Origin of the sequence: Devosia naphthalenivorans, assembly GCF_003056355.1 — a bacterium.
Taxonomy (GTDB): domain Bacteria; phylum Pseudomonadota; class Alphaproteobacteria; order Rhizobiales; family Devosiaceae; genus Devosia; species Devosia naphthalenivorans.
In genome coordinates, this window is record NZ_PYVW01000033.1 from 1 (window position 1) to 14,541 (window position 14,541).

Annotated in this window: 9 protein-coding genes, 1 tRNA gene and 1 pseudogene; 7 read left to right on the forward strand and 4 right to left on the reverse strand. The window is 64.5% G+C overall.

Annotated elements, in window-relative coordinates; genetic code table 11:
* Positions 1 to 538 precede the first annotated feature (538 nt).
* Both C8264_RS21705 and C8264_RS21710 read right to left on the reverse strand, forming a co-directional pair.
* A tRNA-Leu gene (locus tag C8264_RS21705) sits at positions 539 to 623 on the reverse strand.
* Positions 624 to 690: 67 nt separating this feature from the next.
* Positions 691 to 1,053, reverse strand: coding sequence for a GFA family protein (locus C8264_RS21710; RefSeq protein ID WP_108463071.1), 363 nt, complete (start codon positions 1,051 to 1,053; stop codon positions 691 to 693).
* A 146-nt stretch (positions 1,054 to 1,199) separates the two neighbouring features.
* Between C8264_RS21710 and C8264_RS21715 the strand changes: the two genes are divergently transcribed.
* Complete coding sequence (locus tag C8264_RS21715) at positions 1,200 to 2,189, forward strand: complex I NDUFA9 subunit family protein (RefSeq protein ID WP_108463072.1); 990 nt, start codon at positions 1,200 to 1,202, stop codon at positions 2,187 to 2,189.
* Positions 2,190 to 2,198: 9 nt separating this feature from the next.
* On the opposite strand, the gene C8264_RS22335 is transcribed toward C8264_RS21715, so the two are convergent.
* A complete protein-coding gene (locus C8264_RS22335) occupies positions 2,199 to 2,348 on the reverse strand; it encodes a hypothetical protein (RefSeq protein ID WP_162783842.1) in 150 nt (49 codons plus the stop codon).
* 151 nt (positions 2,349 to 2,499) lie between these two features.
* Between C8264_RS22335 and C8264_RS21720 the strand changes: the two genes are divergently transcribed.
* From C8264_RS21720 to trxA, 6 genes are all read left to right on the forward strand, one after another.
* Positions 2,500 to 3,216: a PadR family transcriptional regulator gene (locus C8264_RS21720; RefSeq protein WP_108463073.1), complete on the forward strand. Its 717-nt coding sequence runs from the start codon at positions 2,500 to 2,502 to the stop codon at positions 3,214 to 3,216.
* A gap of 160 nt (positions 3,217 to 3,376) precedes the next feature.
* Positions 3,377 to 6,301: an FAD-binding and (Fe-S)-binding domain-containing protein gene (locus C8264_RS21725; RefSeq protein WP_108463074.1), complete on the forward strand. Its 2,925-nt coding sequence runs from the start codon at positions 3,377 to 3,379 to the stop codon at positions 6,299 to 6,301.
* A gap of 139 nt (positions 6,302 to 6,440) precedes the next feature.
* Positions 6,441 to 7,133, forward strand: coding sequence for a nucleotidyltransferase family protein (locus C8264_RS21730; protein ID WP_108463075.1), 693 nt, complete (start codon positions 6,441 to 6,443; stop codon positions 7,131 to 7,133).
* On the forward strand, positions 7,130 to 10,243 hold the full coding sequence (gene addB, locus C8264_RS21735) for a double-strand break repair protein AddB (protein ID WP_108463076.1): 3,114 nt from the start codon (positions 7,130 to 7,132) through the stop codon (positions 10,241 to 10,243). Before C8264_RS21730 ends, addB begins: the two co-directional genes overlap by 4 nt.
* Positions 10,240 to 13,683, forward strand: a complete 3,444-nt coding sequence (gene addA, locus C8264_RS21740; RefSeq protein WP_162783844.1) for a double-strand break repair helicase AddA — start codon at positions 10,240 to 10,242, stop codon at positions 13,681 to 13,683. The genes addB and addA overlap by 4 nt, the downstream gene beginning before the upstream one ends.
* 78 nt (positions 13,684 to 13,761) lie before the next feature.
* On the forward strand, positions 13,762 to 14,085 hold the full coding sequence (trxA, locus tag C8264_RS21745; RefSeq protein WP_108463078.1) for a thioredoxin: 324 nt from the start codon (positions 13,762 to 13,764) through the stop codon (positions 14,083 to 14,085).
* A gap of 357 nt (positions 14,086 to 14,442) precedes the next feature.
* On the opposite strand, the pseudogene C8264_RS23035 reads toward trxA, so the two are convergent.
* Positions 14,443 to 14,541, reverse strand: a pseudogene (locus tag C8264_RS23035) (IS110 family transposase); the annotation flags it as partial.

Here is a 14,541-nt window from a genome sequence, read left to right on the forward strand (position 1 = left end):
TGCTCAAGGGCGAGCTTGGCTGGCTCTGAGGGGCTACAGGCTATCCGGCCCGGACCATGGCTCACGCCACGCTCCAAGGCCGATCATCGTCAATCACGGCCTCAAAGGAAACATACAAGGGGCGAGGTGAGCCGGTGGCTGCCGTGCCATAGGCGGTAGCCCTGCCCAGTGGTGCAACGTACTCGGTCGTCACCCTTGGGCTTGACCCCAGGGGACTGCACTTCAACTCGCGCCGGGCAAGTACAGAGCCCTCGGGTCGAGCCCGAGGGTGACGATTTGTGGGTGAAAGTCGGGAGGCCCAATCGCATCCCCGGACTTGATCCGGGGGTCTCTCGACGCTTGTGCCGGGTTGAGGGTGGCCCTCGGGTCGAGCCCGAGGGAAACACCGGCGGGTGGATGGGTTGGTGGCACATATCAGGAAGCGCCGTGGGTTGGGGAGTTCGGCGGGCAATCACTTGCGAATGGCAAGCGGTGCATGCGCTGTCCCGAAACAGAAAACCCCGGTCGCGATTTTCATCGTGACCGGGGTTCAAAAATCTGGTGCCCAGAAGAAGACTCGAACTTCCACACCTTGCGGTACACGGACCTGAACCGTGCGCGTCTACCAATTCCGCCATCTGGGCAAGCGGGGGTGTAACTAGGGGTAGGCGGGGGCGATGTCAATCAGCTTTGTTGCGCTTTTATGTATGCTCACCAATTTGCTCCATCCCAATGCTGGATCGTGCTGCGATCGACCGGCGGCGCGTCCTCCAGGCAATTGACGTTGACCATGACGGTTTCGCCGCCCTTCTGGTCGACGCCTCGCGCGAATGGCTCGATGCCGCATTGGCGGCAGAACTGATGATCGATCTTGTGGGTGTTGAAATGGTAGGGCACCAAATCGTCCGCGCCGCTTTGCAGGGTGAAATCGCTGGCAGGCACGGCCTGCATGATCCAGCCCAGGCGCCGGCAGCGCGAACAATTGCAATCGCCCATGCCGGACAGGTCGGTGGTGGCGGTGAAGCGAACCGCGCCGCAATGGCATTGGCCGTTATAGGTTTTGCTTTGGGTCATGAGGCGCTCCCTCCTATTGCATATCCAGGAACGAAAAGAGAACATCATCGGTGCGGAGTCAAGGGCGATTCGGCTTTGCAGGCCTCGACAGCGGCGCCGGCCATGCGATAGAAGCGGGAAAGATTTTCTCTCGCCGGAGCCGCCAGATGAACAGCCTCGAACCCAAACTCGTCACCGTCTTCGGCGGTTCGGGCTTCGTGGGCACGCAGGTGGTGCAGGAACTGGCGCAGCGCGGCCACCGCGTGCGGGTGGCGGTGCGCCGGCCCAATCTGACGCGGCAGGTTACCCTGTTGGGCGGCGGCGTTGGCCAGGTGGTGCGCATCCAGGCCAATATCCGCAACCAGCAATCCATCGAGCGGGCGATTGCCGGCGCCGATATCGTGATCAACCTGGTGGGCGTGGGCTATGAGCGCGGTCCGCAGAAATTCGACGCGGTGCATAATCGCGGCGCGGTGTTGATCGCCGAGGCGGCCAAGCGGCTGGGTGCAAAGCATCTGGTGCACATGTCGGCGCTGGGCGTGGACAAGGCGGCCGATGTCAGCCGCTATGCCGCGAGCAAGCTGGCGGGTGAATCGGGCGTGCTCAAGGCTTTCCCGAGCGCCATCATCATGCGGCCATCGGTGATGTTCGGGCAGGATGACGGATTTTTCAACCTGATGGGGTCGCTGACGCGCTGGTTCCCGGTGCTGCCGCTGATCGGGGGAAACACGCGTTTCCAGCCGGCCTTTGTGGGTGACGTCGCCGAGGCCATTGCCATGGCGGCCGAAGGGCTGGTGCGGGGCGGGCGCATTTATGAACTGGGCGGGCCGCAGGTGGAAAGCTATCGGGCGCTGATGGAGCGCGTGATGCGCGAAACCCAGCGCAACCGGCCGCTGCTGCCGCTGCCCAAGGGCATTGCCAAGCTGATGGCCCTGCCCTTTTCCTTTCTGCCGTTTCCGCCGCTGCTGACCTCGGACCAGGTGGAATTGCTGGGCGTGGACAATGTGGTGTCGGACGAGGCGATCCGCGAAAAGCGGGGTTTTGCTGCGTTCGGAATCACGCCCACATCGATGGACACGATCCTGCCCACCTATATGTGGCGCTTCCGCAAGCATGGGCAGTTCGACAAGCCGGCGGCGACGGGCAACCCCGCCTAACGGCGCCAGCTACTCCGCGACAAGCAGGGCCAGCCCGCCAAGGGTGGTCAGGATGCCATAGAGCATCAAGCCGAGCGGCCAGCGCTTGCGCGGTGGATCGCTCATTTGCCGAATTTTGGCCGCGGTCGATTGATCGTGATGCGGGGTGCGGTGGCGCATGTCATCCTCCTCGGACTCCCTCACCACGACAAACGCGCTTCCGGCCTAAGTAGTTCCTCGGCGCTAAAACAGTCGTAAGATATATCTTGAAAAGGGCTAGGCGGCTCACGATCTCCTGGGTCAATGAGCAAAGATATATCGGAGAACTGACATGAGTAATTCCTGGAGAGAGGGCGACATCAATTGGCGCCGCATGGAGGCCATGGCCCGGCGTGGCTGGGGGCGGCTGGCCGCAGGCATGGAAGGTGTCGATAATCTGGGCAATATGGGCGGCAATTTCCGCATCGGGCGGATGCTCGCCTCCGGCGATGTGCGGCTGGTGGCGCTGTATCTGATCGAGCAGCAGCCGCGGCACGGCTATGATTTGATCAAGGCGGTCGAGGAAAAATCGGCGGGCTTTTATGCGCCCAGCCCCGGTATCGTCTATCCGGCGCTGACGTTTCTTGAGGAAGCGGGCTACGTCACCTCGCAGGTGGATGGCAACAAGAAGCTTTATACCATCACCGAGGCGGGCCGGCTGCATCTGGCGGATAATCGCGAGGCGATCGAATCGACGCTGTCGTTCCTGGCCAAGGCCGGCGAGCAGATGAGCCGGTTCCGCGAATTTGCCCGTGCGGATTGGCCATTTGGCCGGGGTGACGAGCCGGCGCAAGGCGGGCGTGGGTCGTGGCATGAGGCTGCGGCTGAGCCGGCGGATCGCGATTTGAAGGATGTGGTGCCCGAGCTGAACGATGCGCGGCGCACGCTGAAGGCGGCGATCAAGAAGGCGCGGCGGAGCAGCGAAGAGCAGCAGCGGCATGCGGCTGAGATTTTGCGCAGGGCGGCGGCGGAGATCGAGGCGCTGGGTGAGGATGATGTCGATATCTGAGTGGTGACGCGTCCCCGACAGTAGACCTCATGGTGAGCCTGTCGAACCATGGGGTCGTGGCACTCAAGCCTCCACTCTCTCGACCTCGTGGTTCGACAAGCTCACCATGGGGTCTCTTTTTTGATATGCGCTGTCGCAACTAACATGTTAGTTAGGGCGCATGCAGCAAGCTCTTCTTTCTTCGACCCAGCAGACCAGTGCAACGCCGGACCGGCAAGCCGCGGGGGAGCGGGCGGTCGCCCGCCTTCGGGGCCAAGTCAAAGGCCGGATGTTTACCGATCCGCTGATGACCTATGCCTGGAGCGGGGACGCCAGTTCGTACCGTCTGATTCCGGCCGCGGTGGTGTTCATCAATTCCGAGGACGAGGTGCGCGCCGTGATGGCGGCGTGCCGCGCGGAGAAATTGCCGATCACCTTTCGGGCGGCGGGGACGTCGCTTTCGGGACAAGCGGTGACCGACGGGGTGCTGGCCGTATTGGGCGATGGCTGGCGCAAGCTCGCAATCCATCCGGGCGCCGAGCAGATCACGCTGGGGCCGGCGATCATCGTGGCCAATGCCAACCGGGCGCTGAAGCCATTTAACAAGAAGATCGGGCCGGACCCGGCCTCGCAGGCGACGTGCAAGATCGGCGGGGTGGTCAACAACAATTCAAGCGGCATGTGTTGCGGGGTGGCGCAGAACACCTACCACACCATGGCGCGGTTGCGGATCGTGCTGACCGACGGGACCATGCTCGATTCGGGCGATGCGGCGAGCCGGGATGCGTTTCGTGTGAGCCACGCGGAGATGCTGGATGGGCTGCATCAATTGCACCATGAGGTGATGGCGGATGCCGATCTGGTGGCGCTGATCCGGCACAAATATCGCATCAAGAATACGGTGGGCTATTCGCTCAATGCGCTGGTCGATTACCACGACCCGCTCGATATCCTGGTCCATTTGATCGTCGGTTCAGAGGGCACGCTCGGCTTCGTGTCGGAAGTGACCTACAACACCGTGCCCGAGCATCCGTTCAAGGCCACGGCGCTGGTGCCCTTCCCCGATCCGCAATCGGCGGGACGGGCGATCATCGAGATGGCCAATGGCGGCGTGCAGGTGACGACGGGGGTGACCGCAGCCGAATACATCGAGCGGCGGGCGCTGCAGACGGTGGAGCATCTGCCGCCGATGGCGCCGCTGCTTCCCTGGCTGACGGAAAACTCTCCGGCGGTGCTGATCGACGTGACGGCGCCGGATGCCGACACCCTGGCGAGTGAGACTGCAAAAGCGGTGGACCTGCTGCAGCGCCACGGCGCGACGCATGTGGATTTTTCCACGGACGAGTCGCGCAGCCATGCGCTGTGGGACATTCGCAAGGGGTTCTTTGCTTCCGGCGGCGCGGCGCGGCCCAAGGGCACGGCAATGCTGACCGAGGACGTGGCAGCACCCATCGAGCGGCTGGCCGAATTCGTGCTCGACATGCGCCAATTGCTGGACGCGCACGGCTACGAGGACGCCATTATCTTCGGGCACGCGCTGGCGGGCAATTTGCACTTCCAGATGAGCGACGATTTTTCGCTGCCGGGTTCGGCGGAAAAGTTCGACCGCTTTTCACGCGATCTGTCGGAGCTGGTATCGGTACAATATGGCGGCTCGCTCAAGGCGGAGCATGGCACCGGGCGGGCTATTGCCCCGTTCGTCGAGGCCGAATGGGGCGCCAAGGCCTATGCAATCATGCACCGGATCAAGGCGCTGTTCGATCCGGAAATGCTGCTCAATCCGGGCGTGCTGCTGAACGCCGATGCGCATATCCATATCAAGAATCTCAAGGTGATGCCGCCGGCCGACGAACTGGTGGACCTTTGCATCGAGTGCGGCTTTTGCGAGCCGGCCTGCCCCAGCCACCAGATGACGCTATCGCCGCGCCAGCGGATTGCGGTCACCCGCGAGCGGGAGCGCATGCGGGCGTCGGGGGAGAACCCTGAGCGCCTCAAGCAGTTCGATGCCGATTTCCAGTATCCGGGGCTCGATACCTGCGCGGCGTGCAATATGTGCTCGACACGATGCCCGGTGGGGATCGAGACGGGGACGATGATCATCGGAGAGCGCGGACGGCGGCGAGGCGCCACAGCGCGCTCGGTGGCGGGCTTTGCGGCGGACCATCGCGGGGCGGTGGAAACCATGATGCGCGGCGGGGTGGCAATTGCCGATGCGGCGCGCAAGATCGTCCCAGCGCAGGCGGTGGAGGCGGTGACAGACGCGGCGCGGCGGCTGACCGGGGAACGGGTGCCGCGCGTGTCGCGGGCGCTGCGGCATGGACCGGGCGCGCCAAAGACGGTGGAGGACCGGCAGGACCCGCGCCGGACCGGATTTCCGGTGCCGATTGCCCAGAGCGGACGGCAATCGGTGGTTTATTTCCCAAGCTGCGCGACGCGTATGTTCGGGGCGCCGGAGACCGAGCATGGCTTGCTTGCTGCGCCGGAAGCCATGTTGGCGCTGCTTGGGCGGGCGGGGTTCGATGTGGTCATGCCCGAGCATCTGAACGGGCAGTGCTGCGGGCAGCCGTTCCAGTCCAAGGGCTTTCCCGAGGAAGCCGCAAGGGTTGGCGGCGAGTTGAAGCAGCAGCTGTCGGCGCTGTCGGATGCGGGACGATTGAGCGTGGTGACCGATGCTTCGACCTGCGCCAAGCATTTGCGGGAGTTTCCGGGAGATGCACCGGTGCTCGATTCGGCGCAGTTCCTGGTCAATCAGGTGTTGCCGCGGCTGACGATCACGCAACAGCTGCCGGTGGTGGCGGTGCATCATAATTGTTCGGCGCAGCGGTTGGCCGAGCAGCCGATGACCGAGGCAATTGCGCGGGCTTGTGCAAGCGAGATTGCGGTGCTGAGTTCGATATCATGCTGTGGCTATGCCGGCGACAAGGGGCTGTTTTTCCCCGAGCTCAACGCGCATGCGACGCGGTTTGTGCGCAGCGATATTCCGGCGGGGTGCACACTGGGCGTTTCGACGGTGAGCACGTGTGCGTCGGGGCTGACCGAGCATGCGGGAGTGCCGTTTGTGGGGCTCGCGAGCTTGCTGGAGTGGGCTTCGAGAGCCCGCTCGTAATTTCTACTCTGGCGGCTAAGGTCTACTGGGGAAACGGGGCTAACCTTCCCCCACCCTTGATCCCTCCCCGCAAGGGGGAGGGAGTTGACTGAGAGAGCTCGGGCTGGACAATGTGGCCCCTCCCCGGTCTTATCCGCCCATGAGCGAAATGGTGCGATTCCCGGATGTGATGTTGCTGGCGGCGGGGCTGGGGCCGCGGTTGCGGCCGGTTACGGAGACTATTCCGAAGCCGCTGGTGCCGGTGGCGGGGGTGCCGCTGATCGAGCGGATCATGGCTAATGCCCGGGCCGAGGGCGCCAAGCGGTTTACGGCCAATGCGCATTATCGGGCTGACCAGGTGCTGGCCCATTTTGGCGGGCTGCTGAAGGTCAGCCGGGAAGAGGAATTGCTGGGCACGGGCGGGGGCGTCAAGCGGGCGCTGCCGATGCTGCATTCGGACCCGTTTTTCGTGATGAACACCGATGCGTTCTGGCCGGCGGGAAGCGATGCGCCGCTGGGGCGGATGATCGGGCGGTTTACCGAACAAACCGAGATGGTACTGCTCTGCGTGCATCCGCGCGATGCCAGCGGGTTCGAGCGCAGCCATGATTTTTGCCTGTCGCCGCAGGGGCTGGTGACGCGCGATTATGGTGCGCCCGTGATCTATGGCGGGGCCGCGCTGGTGGGTAAAAAACTGTTCGACGGCACGCCGGACGGGGCGTTCTCGCTCAATGATTTGTTTGAAGAGTGCATCGAGCGGGAGAGTGTGGCCGGGGTGGCGCTGGACGCGCCGTGGTTCCATGTGGGGGACCCCGAGGCGCTGGCCGAGGCGGAGCGGCGGCTCCAGCCATGACGCTTTATTCCATTGCGCCGCACGCGGTTTTTCTGCGCACGCTGGCGGAGAAGGTCATTGATGGGACGCTGCTGGGTGGCGCCGATCGTTCGCACCCGTTCTGGCTGACGGATGTGACCATCGTCGTGCCGACAGGGCGGGCCAAGCTGGCGCTGGCCAATGAATTCTCGCAACTAGGGCATGGGCTGCTGCCGGATATCCGCACCTTTGGCGGCGAGGTGGAGGACGAGGAACCGTTCCTGCCGCCGTTCGATGCGGCGATACCCTTGCCGACGGCAACGGCGCTGGAGCGGCGGCTGGTGCTGTCGCAACTGGTTGACGCCTGGGCCAATACCGAGGCGGGGCGGCAGGCGTTTTCGACGCCGCCGACTGCCGGGGAAGTGCTTTCCATGGCGGAATCGCTGGGGGCGCTGATCGACGACCTCGTGACCGAGGAGCGCACGGCCGGTGACATCCGCGCCATTGTTTCCGATGTGGAAGCGAACCTCAGCGCTTATTGGCAGCAGACGCTGCAGTTTCTCGACATTGCGCTAAGCTATTGGCCGCAATGGCTGGAGAGCAAGGGCAAGGCGGATGCCGCGAGCCTGCGCAGCCAGCGGCTGGACCGGCAGGCCATGGCGGCGAAGCTGCTGTATGGCGACCGGCCGGTGATCGCGGCAGGGTCGACGGGGTCGATTCCGGCGACGGCGCGGCTGCTCAAGGCGATCAATGAATTGCCGCGTGGGGCGGTGGTGCTGCCGGGGCTCGATTGTTCGATGAGCGCGGCGGATCACCAGGCGCTGCTGGAGCATGGCAATAATCCGCATGGGCATCCGCAATATGGGTTGGCGCAATTGCTGCGGCACCTTGGGGCGGGGGTGGCTGAGGTTACGGAACTGGTGGCGGGCTTCGATATTGGGGCCAACCGCCCCCCACCCTTGATCCCTCCTCGCAAGGGAGAGGGGGACGACTGGGACCTCTTTGCTCAGCATGAAGTGCCGCCTGCGGGGGCGCAGCGGACTTTGATGGTCAATCGGGCGCTGGCGCTGACAAAGGATACGGCGCGATGGGCGGAGAACCGGTTGTCGGCGGCGGAGCTGGAGGCGGCCAGCAAAGGGCTGGCGGTGATCCGGGCGCGCAACGAGGACGAGGAGGCGCGGGCGGTGGCGCTGGCCGCGCGGGCGAGCCTTGCCGATTGGAAAACCGTTGGCATCGTGACGCCGGACCGCAATCTGGCGCGGCGTATTGCGGCGGAGCTGAAGCGCTTTGCCATCACCGTGGACGATGCGGCGGGTGCGCCGCTGTTTCAATCGGCGGCGGGGCGATTGCTGCGGCAGATCCTGGCGCTGGCAGCGAACGGCTGCACGCCTGTGGATTTGATGAGCCTGCTGCGGAACCGGTCGGCATTGTTCGGGCTGGAGCGCATTGCGGTGACGCAACTGGCCGATGCGATCGAGCTTGGGCTGCTGCGCGGGCAAAGGCTCAACCCGGGGCTGGCGAGCGTTCGGGGGCTGTTGCAAGCCAATTTGGATGGGACGGCGGCGTATCCGGCGCGCCGGCTCAAGCCGCACGAGGGCGAGGCGATCGGGGCGCTGCTCGACAGGATCGAAGCGGCGCTGGAGCCGTTGCACAAGGTGATCGCAGCGCCGGTGATCTGCGCGAGCGATCTGGCTTCGGCGCTGTGTTCGGCGTTCACCAATGTGGCGGATGGGGCGCAGATTCCGGGGCGGCAGGAGCTTGATGACTGGGCGGCGCAAATGCAGGCGCAGCATGGCGAGGGGCATCATTTCGCGCCGAGGCAATTGGAGGGTGTGCTGGCGGCGCTGATGGTGGGGTTCCAGGTGCGCACGCATGAGGAGCGGCGCAACGACATCGCCATCTGGGGGCAGTTGGAAGCGCGGTTGCAGCACCCGGACCTGTTAATCCTTTCGGCGCTGAACGAGGACAAATGGCCCGAGGCTGCCGACCCCGGACCGTGGCTGAGCCGGGGCATGCGGCTGGCGGCGGGGTTGGAGCCGCCGGAGCGGCGGCAGGGGCAGGCGGCCCATGATTTTGCGCAAGGGCTGGGCAATGCTGAGGTCATCGTCAGCTTTTCCGAACGGGTCGGCTCGAGCCCGGCCATCGCTTCGCGGCTGATGCAGCGGCTGGAGGCTTTTGCGGGCGAGGAAGCAGCCAAGAAGTGGCAGGGGAAGGGGCAGAAATGGGTGGATCAGGCGCGGCGGATCGATGCGGTGAGCGAGACGGTATCGGCCGAACGTCCCCTGCCCGCGCCGGCGCCGAGCTTGCGGCCGCGCAAGCTTTCGATCACCGAGATCGAAACGCTGATGCGCTCGCCCTATGACATTTATGCCAAGCACGTGCTCAAGCTGAAGCCGCTCGATCCACTGGGCGAGGACCCCGATGCGCGCGAACGGGGCAATATCACCCACGATATCTTTGCCGATTTCGTGCTGGAAGGGCACGACTTCATGGCGGTCGATGCGCTTGATGTGCTCAAGGCGATTGCGATCCGGAAGTTCGCGGGGCTCGAGGGCATTGCGGAGCGGCGCGATATCTGGCTGCGGCGGTTTACGACGGCGGCCGAGCAGTTCCTCGTTTATGAGCGCGGGCGCGAGCCGCGGGTCAAGAAGCGCCATGCCGAAATCAACGGGCAATGGACGCTGAAGCTGGCGGAGAATTTCGTGCTGACCGGGCGGGCCGACCGGGTGGACGAAATGGCGGATGGAACGCTCGAGATCATCGACTTCAAGACCGGGGTGGTGCCGAGCAAGGGGGCGATGCAGGCGTTCGAAGTGCCGCAATTGCTGCTGGAAGCGCAGATGGCGAGAATCGGGGCGCTGGAGGGTGTCGCGCCAGCGCAGACGTCGCGGCTGACCTACATCAAGATCGGCCTGGGGCCGGATGCTTTTGGGCCCAGGGATTTTGTTCCCGCTGACAATTTTGCGCTGATGGAAGCGGCGGATGAACTGTCGCGGCGGATGCAGCGGCATGTGGTGCATTTCCTGTTTGGCGATGTGCCGATGCCGGCGCGCTTGCTGCCGCTGCCGGGTCAGCGCTTTGCGGGCGCCTATGAGCATCTGGCGCGGGTGGCAGAATGGACCGCCGTCGATGGCGAGGAGGGCGAGCCATGAGCGGGGAACGCGGGGCTTTGCAGGTGCCGTTCGACACAGCGCGCAACCAGGCGCAGGCGGCAAATCCCGGCTGGTCGATCTGGGTTTCGGCCAATGCCGGATCGGGCAAGACCTATGTGCTGACGCGGCGCGTGTTGCGGATGCTGCTGGCGGGGGTGAAGCCGGAATCCATTTTGTGCCTGACCTATACCAAGGCGGCGGCGGCCGAGATGCGGCGCCGCGTGGCTTCAGCGCTGGCCGAATGGGCGGTGATGGAGCCGGCGCTGCTGGAAAAGGAGCTGGTTGGGATCGAGGGGGATGCGCTCACCGACGAGATGCGGGAGCGGGCGCGGACGCTGTTTGCGCGGGCGCTGGAAACGCCGGGCGGGCTCAAGATCGTCACCATCCACGCGTTTTGCGAATCGGTGCTGCACCGGTTTCCGCTGGAAGCAGGGGTGCCGTTCGACTTCAGCGTGATCGAGGATGAAGAGCGCGCCGGCATGTTGCTGGCGGCCCGCGAGCGGGTGCTGGCCGAGGGGCTGGGCGTTGCGGGGGCGGTGGAGACGCTGTTCGAGACGCTGAGCAATAGCCAGATCGAAGTGGCAATCGATGCGGCGATCGGCGATGGGCGCAAGCTCAAGGCGGTGTTGCGGGACCTTGCGGCGAGCAAGCAGAATTTGCGCAAGCTGCTCAAAGTGGGCAACCGGAGCGAAGCGGATGTTGTAGCCGAGATCGTGGGCGATACGGCGCTGACGCCGCAGGTTCTGGGGCAGTTTGCCGAGGCGTTCGATGGCAATGTGGAGAAGGGCGCGCGGCTGGTGGACCTGCTGGCGCGGCTCGATCCGCAGCGGCTTACGGCGGGGCAGATTTGCGGGTTGTTCGTGGTGGACAAGGCCGATGGTGCGCGGGGATTGCGGGCCAATCTGCTGAACGCCGGGCAGCGCAAGGCGCGGCCTGACCTTGCGGAATTGCTGGAAGTCGAACAGGAGCGGGTGGCGGCGCTCGACGAGGAACTGATGCCGCTCAAGCTGGTTGGGCGTAGTGAAGCGGTGCTCGATATCGTGGCGGCGATTGCCCGGCAGTATGAGGAGCGCAAGCGGGCGCGATCGCTGCTGGATTTCGACGATCTGGTGTCGCGGCTGGCTGCACTGTTCGAGACGCAGTCTGCCGATTGGGTGCGCTACAAGCTCGATGCGGGGATCGATCATATCCTGGTCGATGAATCGCAGGACACCAATGGCGAGCAGTGGCGGGTGGTCAAGGCCATCACCGCCGAGTTCTTCAGCGGTGAGGGCGCCGTCGATCGGCCGCGGTCGCTGTTTGCGGTGGGTGATCAGAAGCAGTCGATCTATTCGTTTCAGGGCGCGGAGCCCAAGCTGTTTGGCGAGACCGGGCGGGAATATGCGCGGCTGGCGGAGAACGCGGAGGCGCCGTTCAAGCCATTGCCGCTTCATACCAGTTTCCGGACGCTGCCCGAGATTTTGGCGGCGGTCGATCTGGTGGGCGATGCGCCGCATATTCAGGCGGCGCTGCTGGAGGAGGACAAGGTGCACCACAACACGGCGCGCACCATGAAGGGTGGCAGCGTGACGCTATGGCCGCCGGTGCAGCAGGCGGCCGAGGTGCCGGAGGGCAGCGAATGGCCGACAACGGCGCTTGAAACCGAGCAGACGGCGCCGCGCCAGGTGGCGATGCGCATCGCCCGCGAGATCGACGGCTGGATCAAGGCGCGGCGGCCGCTGACGGGGCGTGGCCGGGCGGTGACGGCTGACGATGTGCTGATCCTGGTGCAGGCGCGCGGGCCGCTGTTTGCCGAGATCATTCGTGCGCTGCGCAAGTGCAAATTGCCAACGCCGGGCGCGGACCGGCTGAATGTGACCGGGCATATCGCGGTGATGGATCTGCTGGCGCTGTGCGATGTGCTGCTGAACCCCGCCGATAGCCTGCAACTGGCGGCGCTGCTGCGCTCGCCACTGTTTGATGTGAGCGAAGCCGATCTGTTCGACCTGTGCCAGCGCGATGGCGGAGAGACGCTGTGGCAGGCGCTGGAGCGGTGCACGGCGCCAACTTGCCGGGAAGCGGCCGACCGGCTGCACCGCTGGCGCAGCGCGCTCGATTTCGAACGGCCGTTCGAGTTTTTGGCGCAGGTGCTTTATGCAGAGGGTGGGCTGAAGCGGTTTCATCAGCGCATGGGCGGGGAGGTGGACGATGTGTTTGCCGAACTGCTCAAGCTTGCGCTGGACCACGAACAGACCAACCAGCCGTCGCTGCAGGGGTTTGTCACCAATCTGCGGTCGCGCTCGGTGTCGGTGAAGCGGGAGCTGGCCGAAACGGGCGGGGGCGTGCGGGTGATGACGGTGCATGGCGCCAAGGGGCTGGAAGCGCCGATCGTTATATTGGCAGACGCGAGCAAGAAGCCGGTGGGGAGCCAGATCAGCAAGCCCGTGTACCTGCTGGCCGAAGCGCCGGGGCCGCTGCTGATCCATGCGGCGGGCAGCAAGGCGCATGTGCCAGGCACGCTTGCGCACAAGCAGGACATCGACAGCAATCTGACGGCGGAATATTGGCGCAAGCTTTATGTGGGTATGACGCGGGCCGAGGACGAGCTCTATGTGACCGGGGCGCTGACGCCGGGAAACGACGCGGCCAAGCAGTTGGTGGGCAGTTGGTACGAGGCGATCGAGACGGCGCTGCGGCCCCATGCCGAGAGCCAGACCGATTCGGATGGCCGGGAAACGGCGCTGGTTTATCCGCGTGAGCGGGTGGCGCCGCTGCCGGCAAGGACGGGAAAGACCGGAGCCGTCCTGCCCCCGGCGGACCTCGATTTACGTGACGTCCCGGAGCCGGTGGCGCCGCTGATCGTTTCGCCATCGACGGCGCGCGGGCATTTGAGCCCGGTGCAGGCACTGGATAGCCTGCTCGAGCAGACGCGCGACCCGGACCAGGCGCGGCGCGAGGGCATAGTGCTGCATGCACTGCTGCAGCATCTGGTGCGAATCGATGAGGGGCTGTGGCCGCAGATCGTGCCCAAGGCGATGGTGGCGCTGATGCCCGAAGCGCCGCAGGTGCATGAGCGGATCGGGAACAAGGCCATGTCGATCCTGCGCCGGCCGGAGCTGGCGGAACTGTTCGGGCCCAATAGCCGGGCCGAAGTGCCGTTTTTGATGCATGGGGAGCGGGACGGCGAGCCCATTCGATTGGCTGGGCGTATCGACCGGCTGGTGGTTGACGAGCGGGGGGTAACTCTGGTCGACTACAAGTCCGATGCAGCGGTGCCGACCAGGCCTGAAGATGTACCGGGGAACTATGTCACCCAGCTTGGATTATATGCGTTGGTTGCAGGTCAGCTCTTCCCCGGACAGGCAGTGCATGCGGCAATCCTGTGGACACAATTGGAATCGTTGATGAATTTACCGCCTGATCTTTTGGCGGCTGGTTCAAAGGGCTTCACCATGCGGTGAGTGCGCTTGCCCCTGGGCTGGACTCTTCCCAGCTTTAGGCGCAGACACACCGCCGCTAAAACAAAAGGCAATAATCCCATGACTACTCATGTTTCCGACGCCAATTTTGGCGAGGAAGTCCTCAACTCCAAAGAGCCCGTCCTCGTGGATTTCTGGGCTGAGTGGTGCGGGCCCTGCCGCGCAATCGCTCCGGTGCTCGATGAGCTGTCGAGCGAACTGGCCGGCAAGGTCAAGATCGTGAAGCTCAACGTCGATGACAATCCGGGCACCGCCAGCAAGTATGGCGTCCGTTCCATTCCCACCATGATCCTGTTCAAGGGCGGCGAAGCCGCCGACATGAAGATTGGTGCCGGCACGCCCAAGGCAGGCCTGACCAAATGGCTGGAAAGCCACGCGGCGTAAGCCATCAGGCTTTTAGAGTTTTTGAACACCGCCAGAGCGATCTGGCGGTGTTTTTTGTTGGTGGGCGGTAGTTTCAAGGACATCGCAGTTTTCGTCATCGCCCGGCTCGTCCGGGGCAATCCAGCGGTGTTGGGGCATCCCATGGACCACCCGGACAAGCCGGGGTTATCGCATATGACATAGGTAGGCACCGGTTCACCTCGCCCCTCAGGGGAGAGGTCGGCGCGCAGCGCCGGGTGAGGGGTGCGATGCTGCAAGATGCGTGATGTCCTAGCATCGCACCCCTCACCCTAGCTCTGCCAAGTCGCTGGCGCTCCGGGCGGCGCTACCCTCTCCCCTGAGCAACCGTGTTTGGTGTCAATCCATGTTGGTTTTCCATAGGGTATTGCTGGCGAGCACGGCGTTGGCGGTTATGATGAGCTTTCGCATGGCGGCAACGATGGCCAGCTTGGCTGG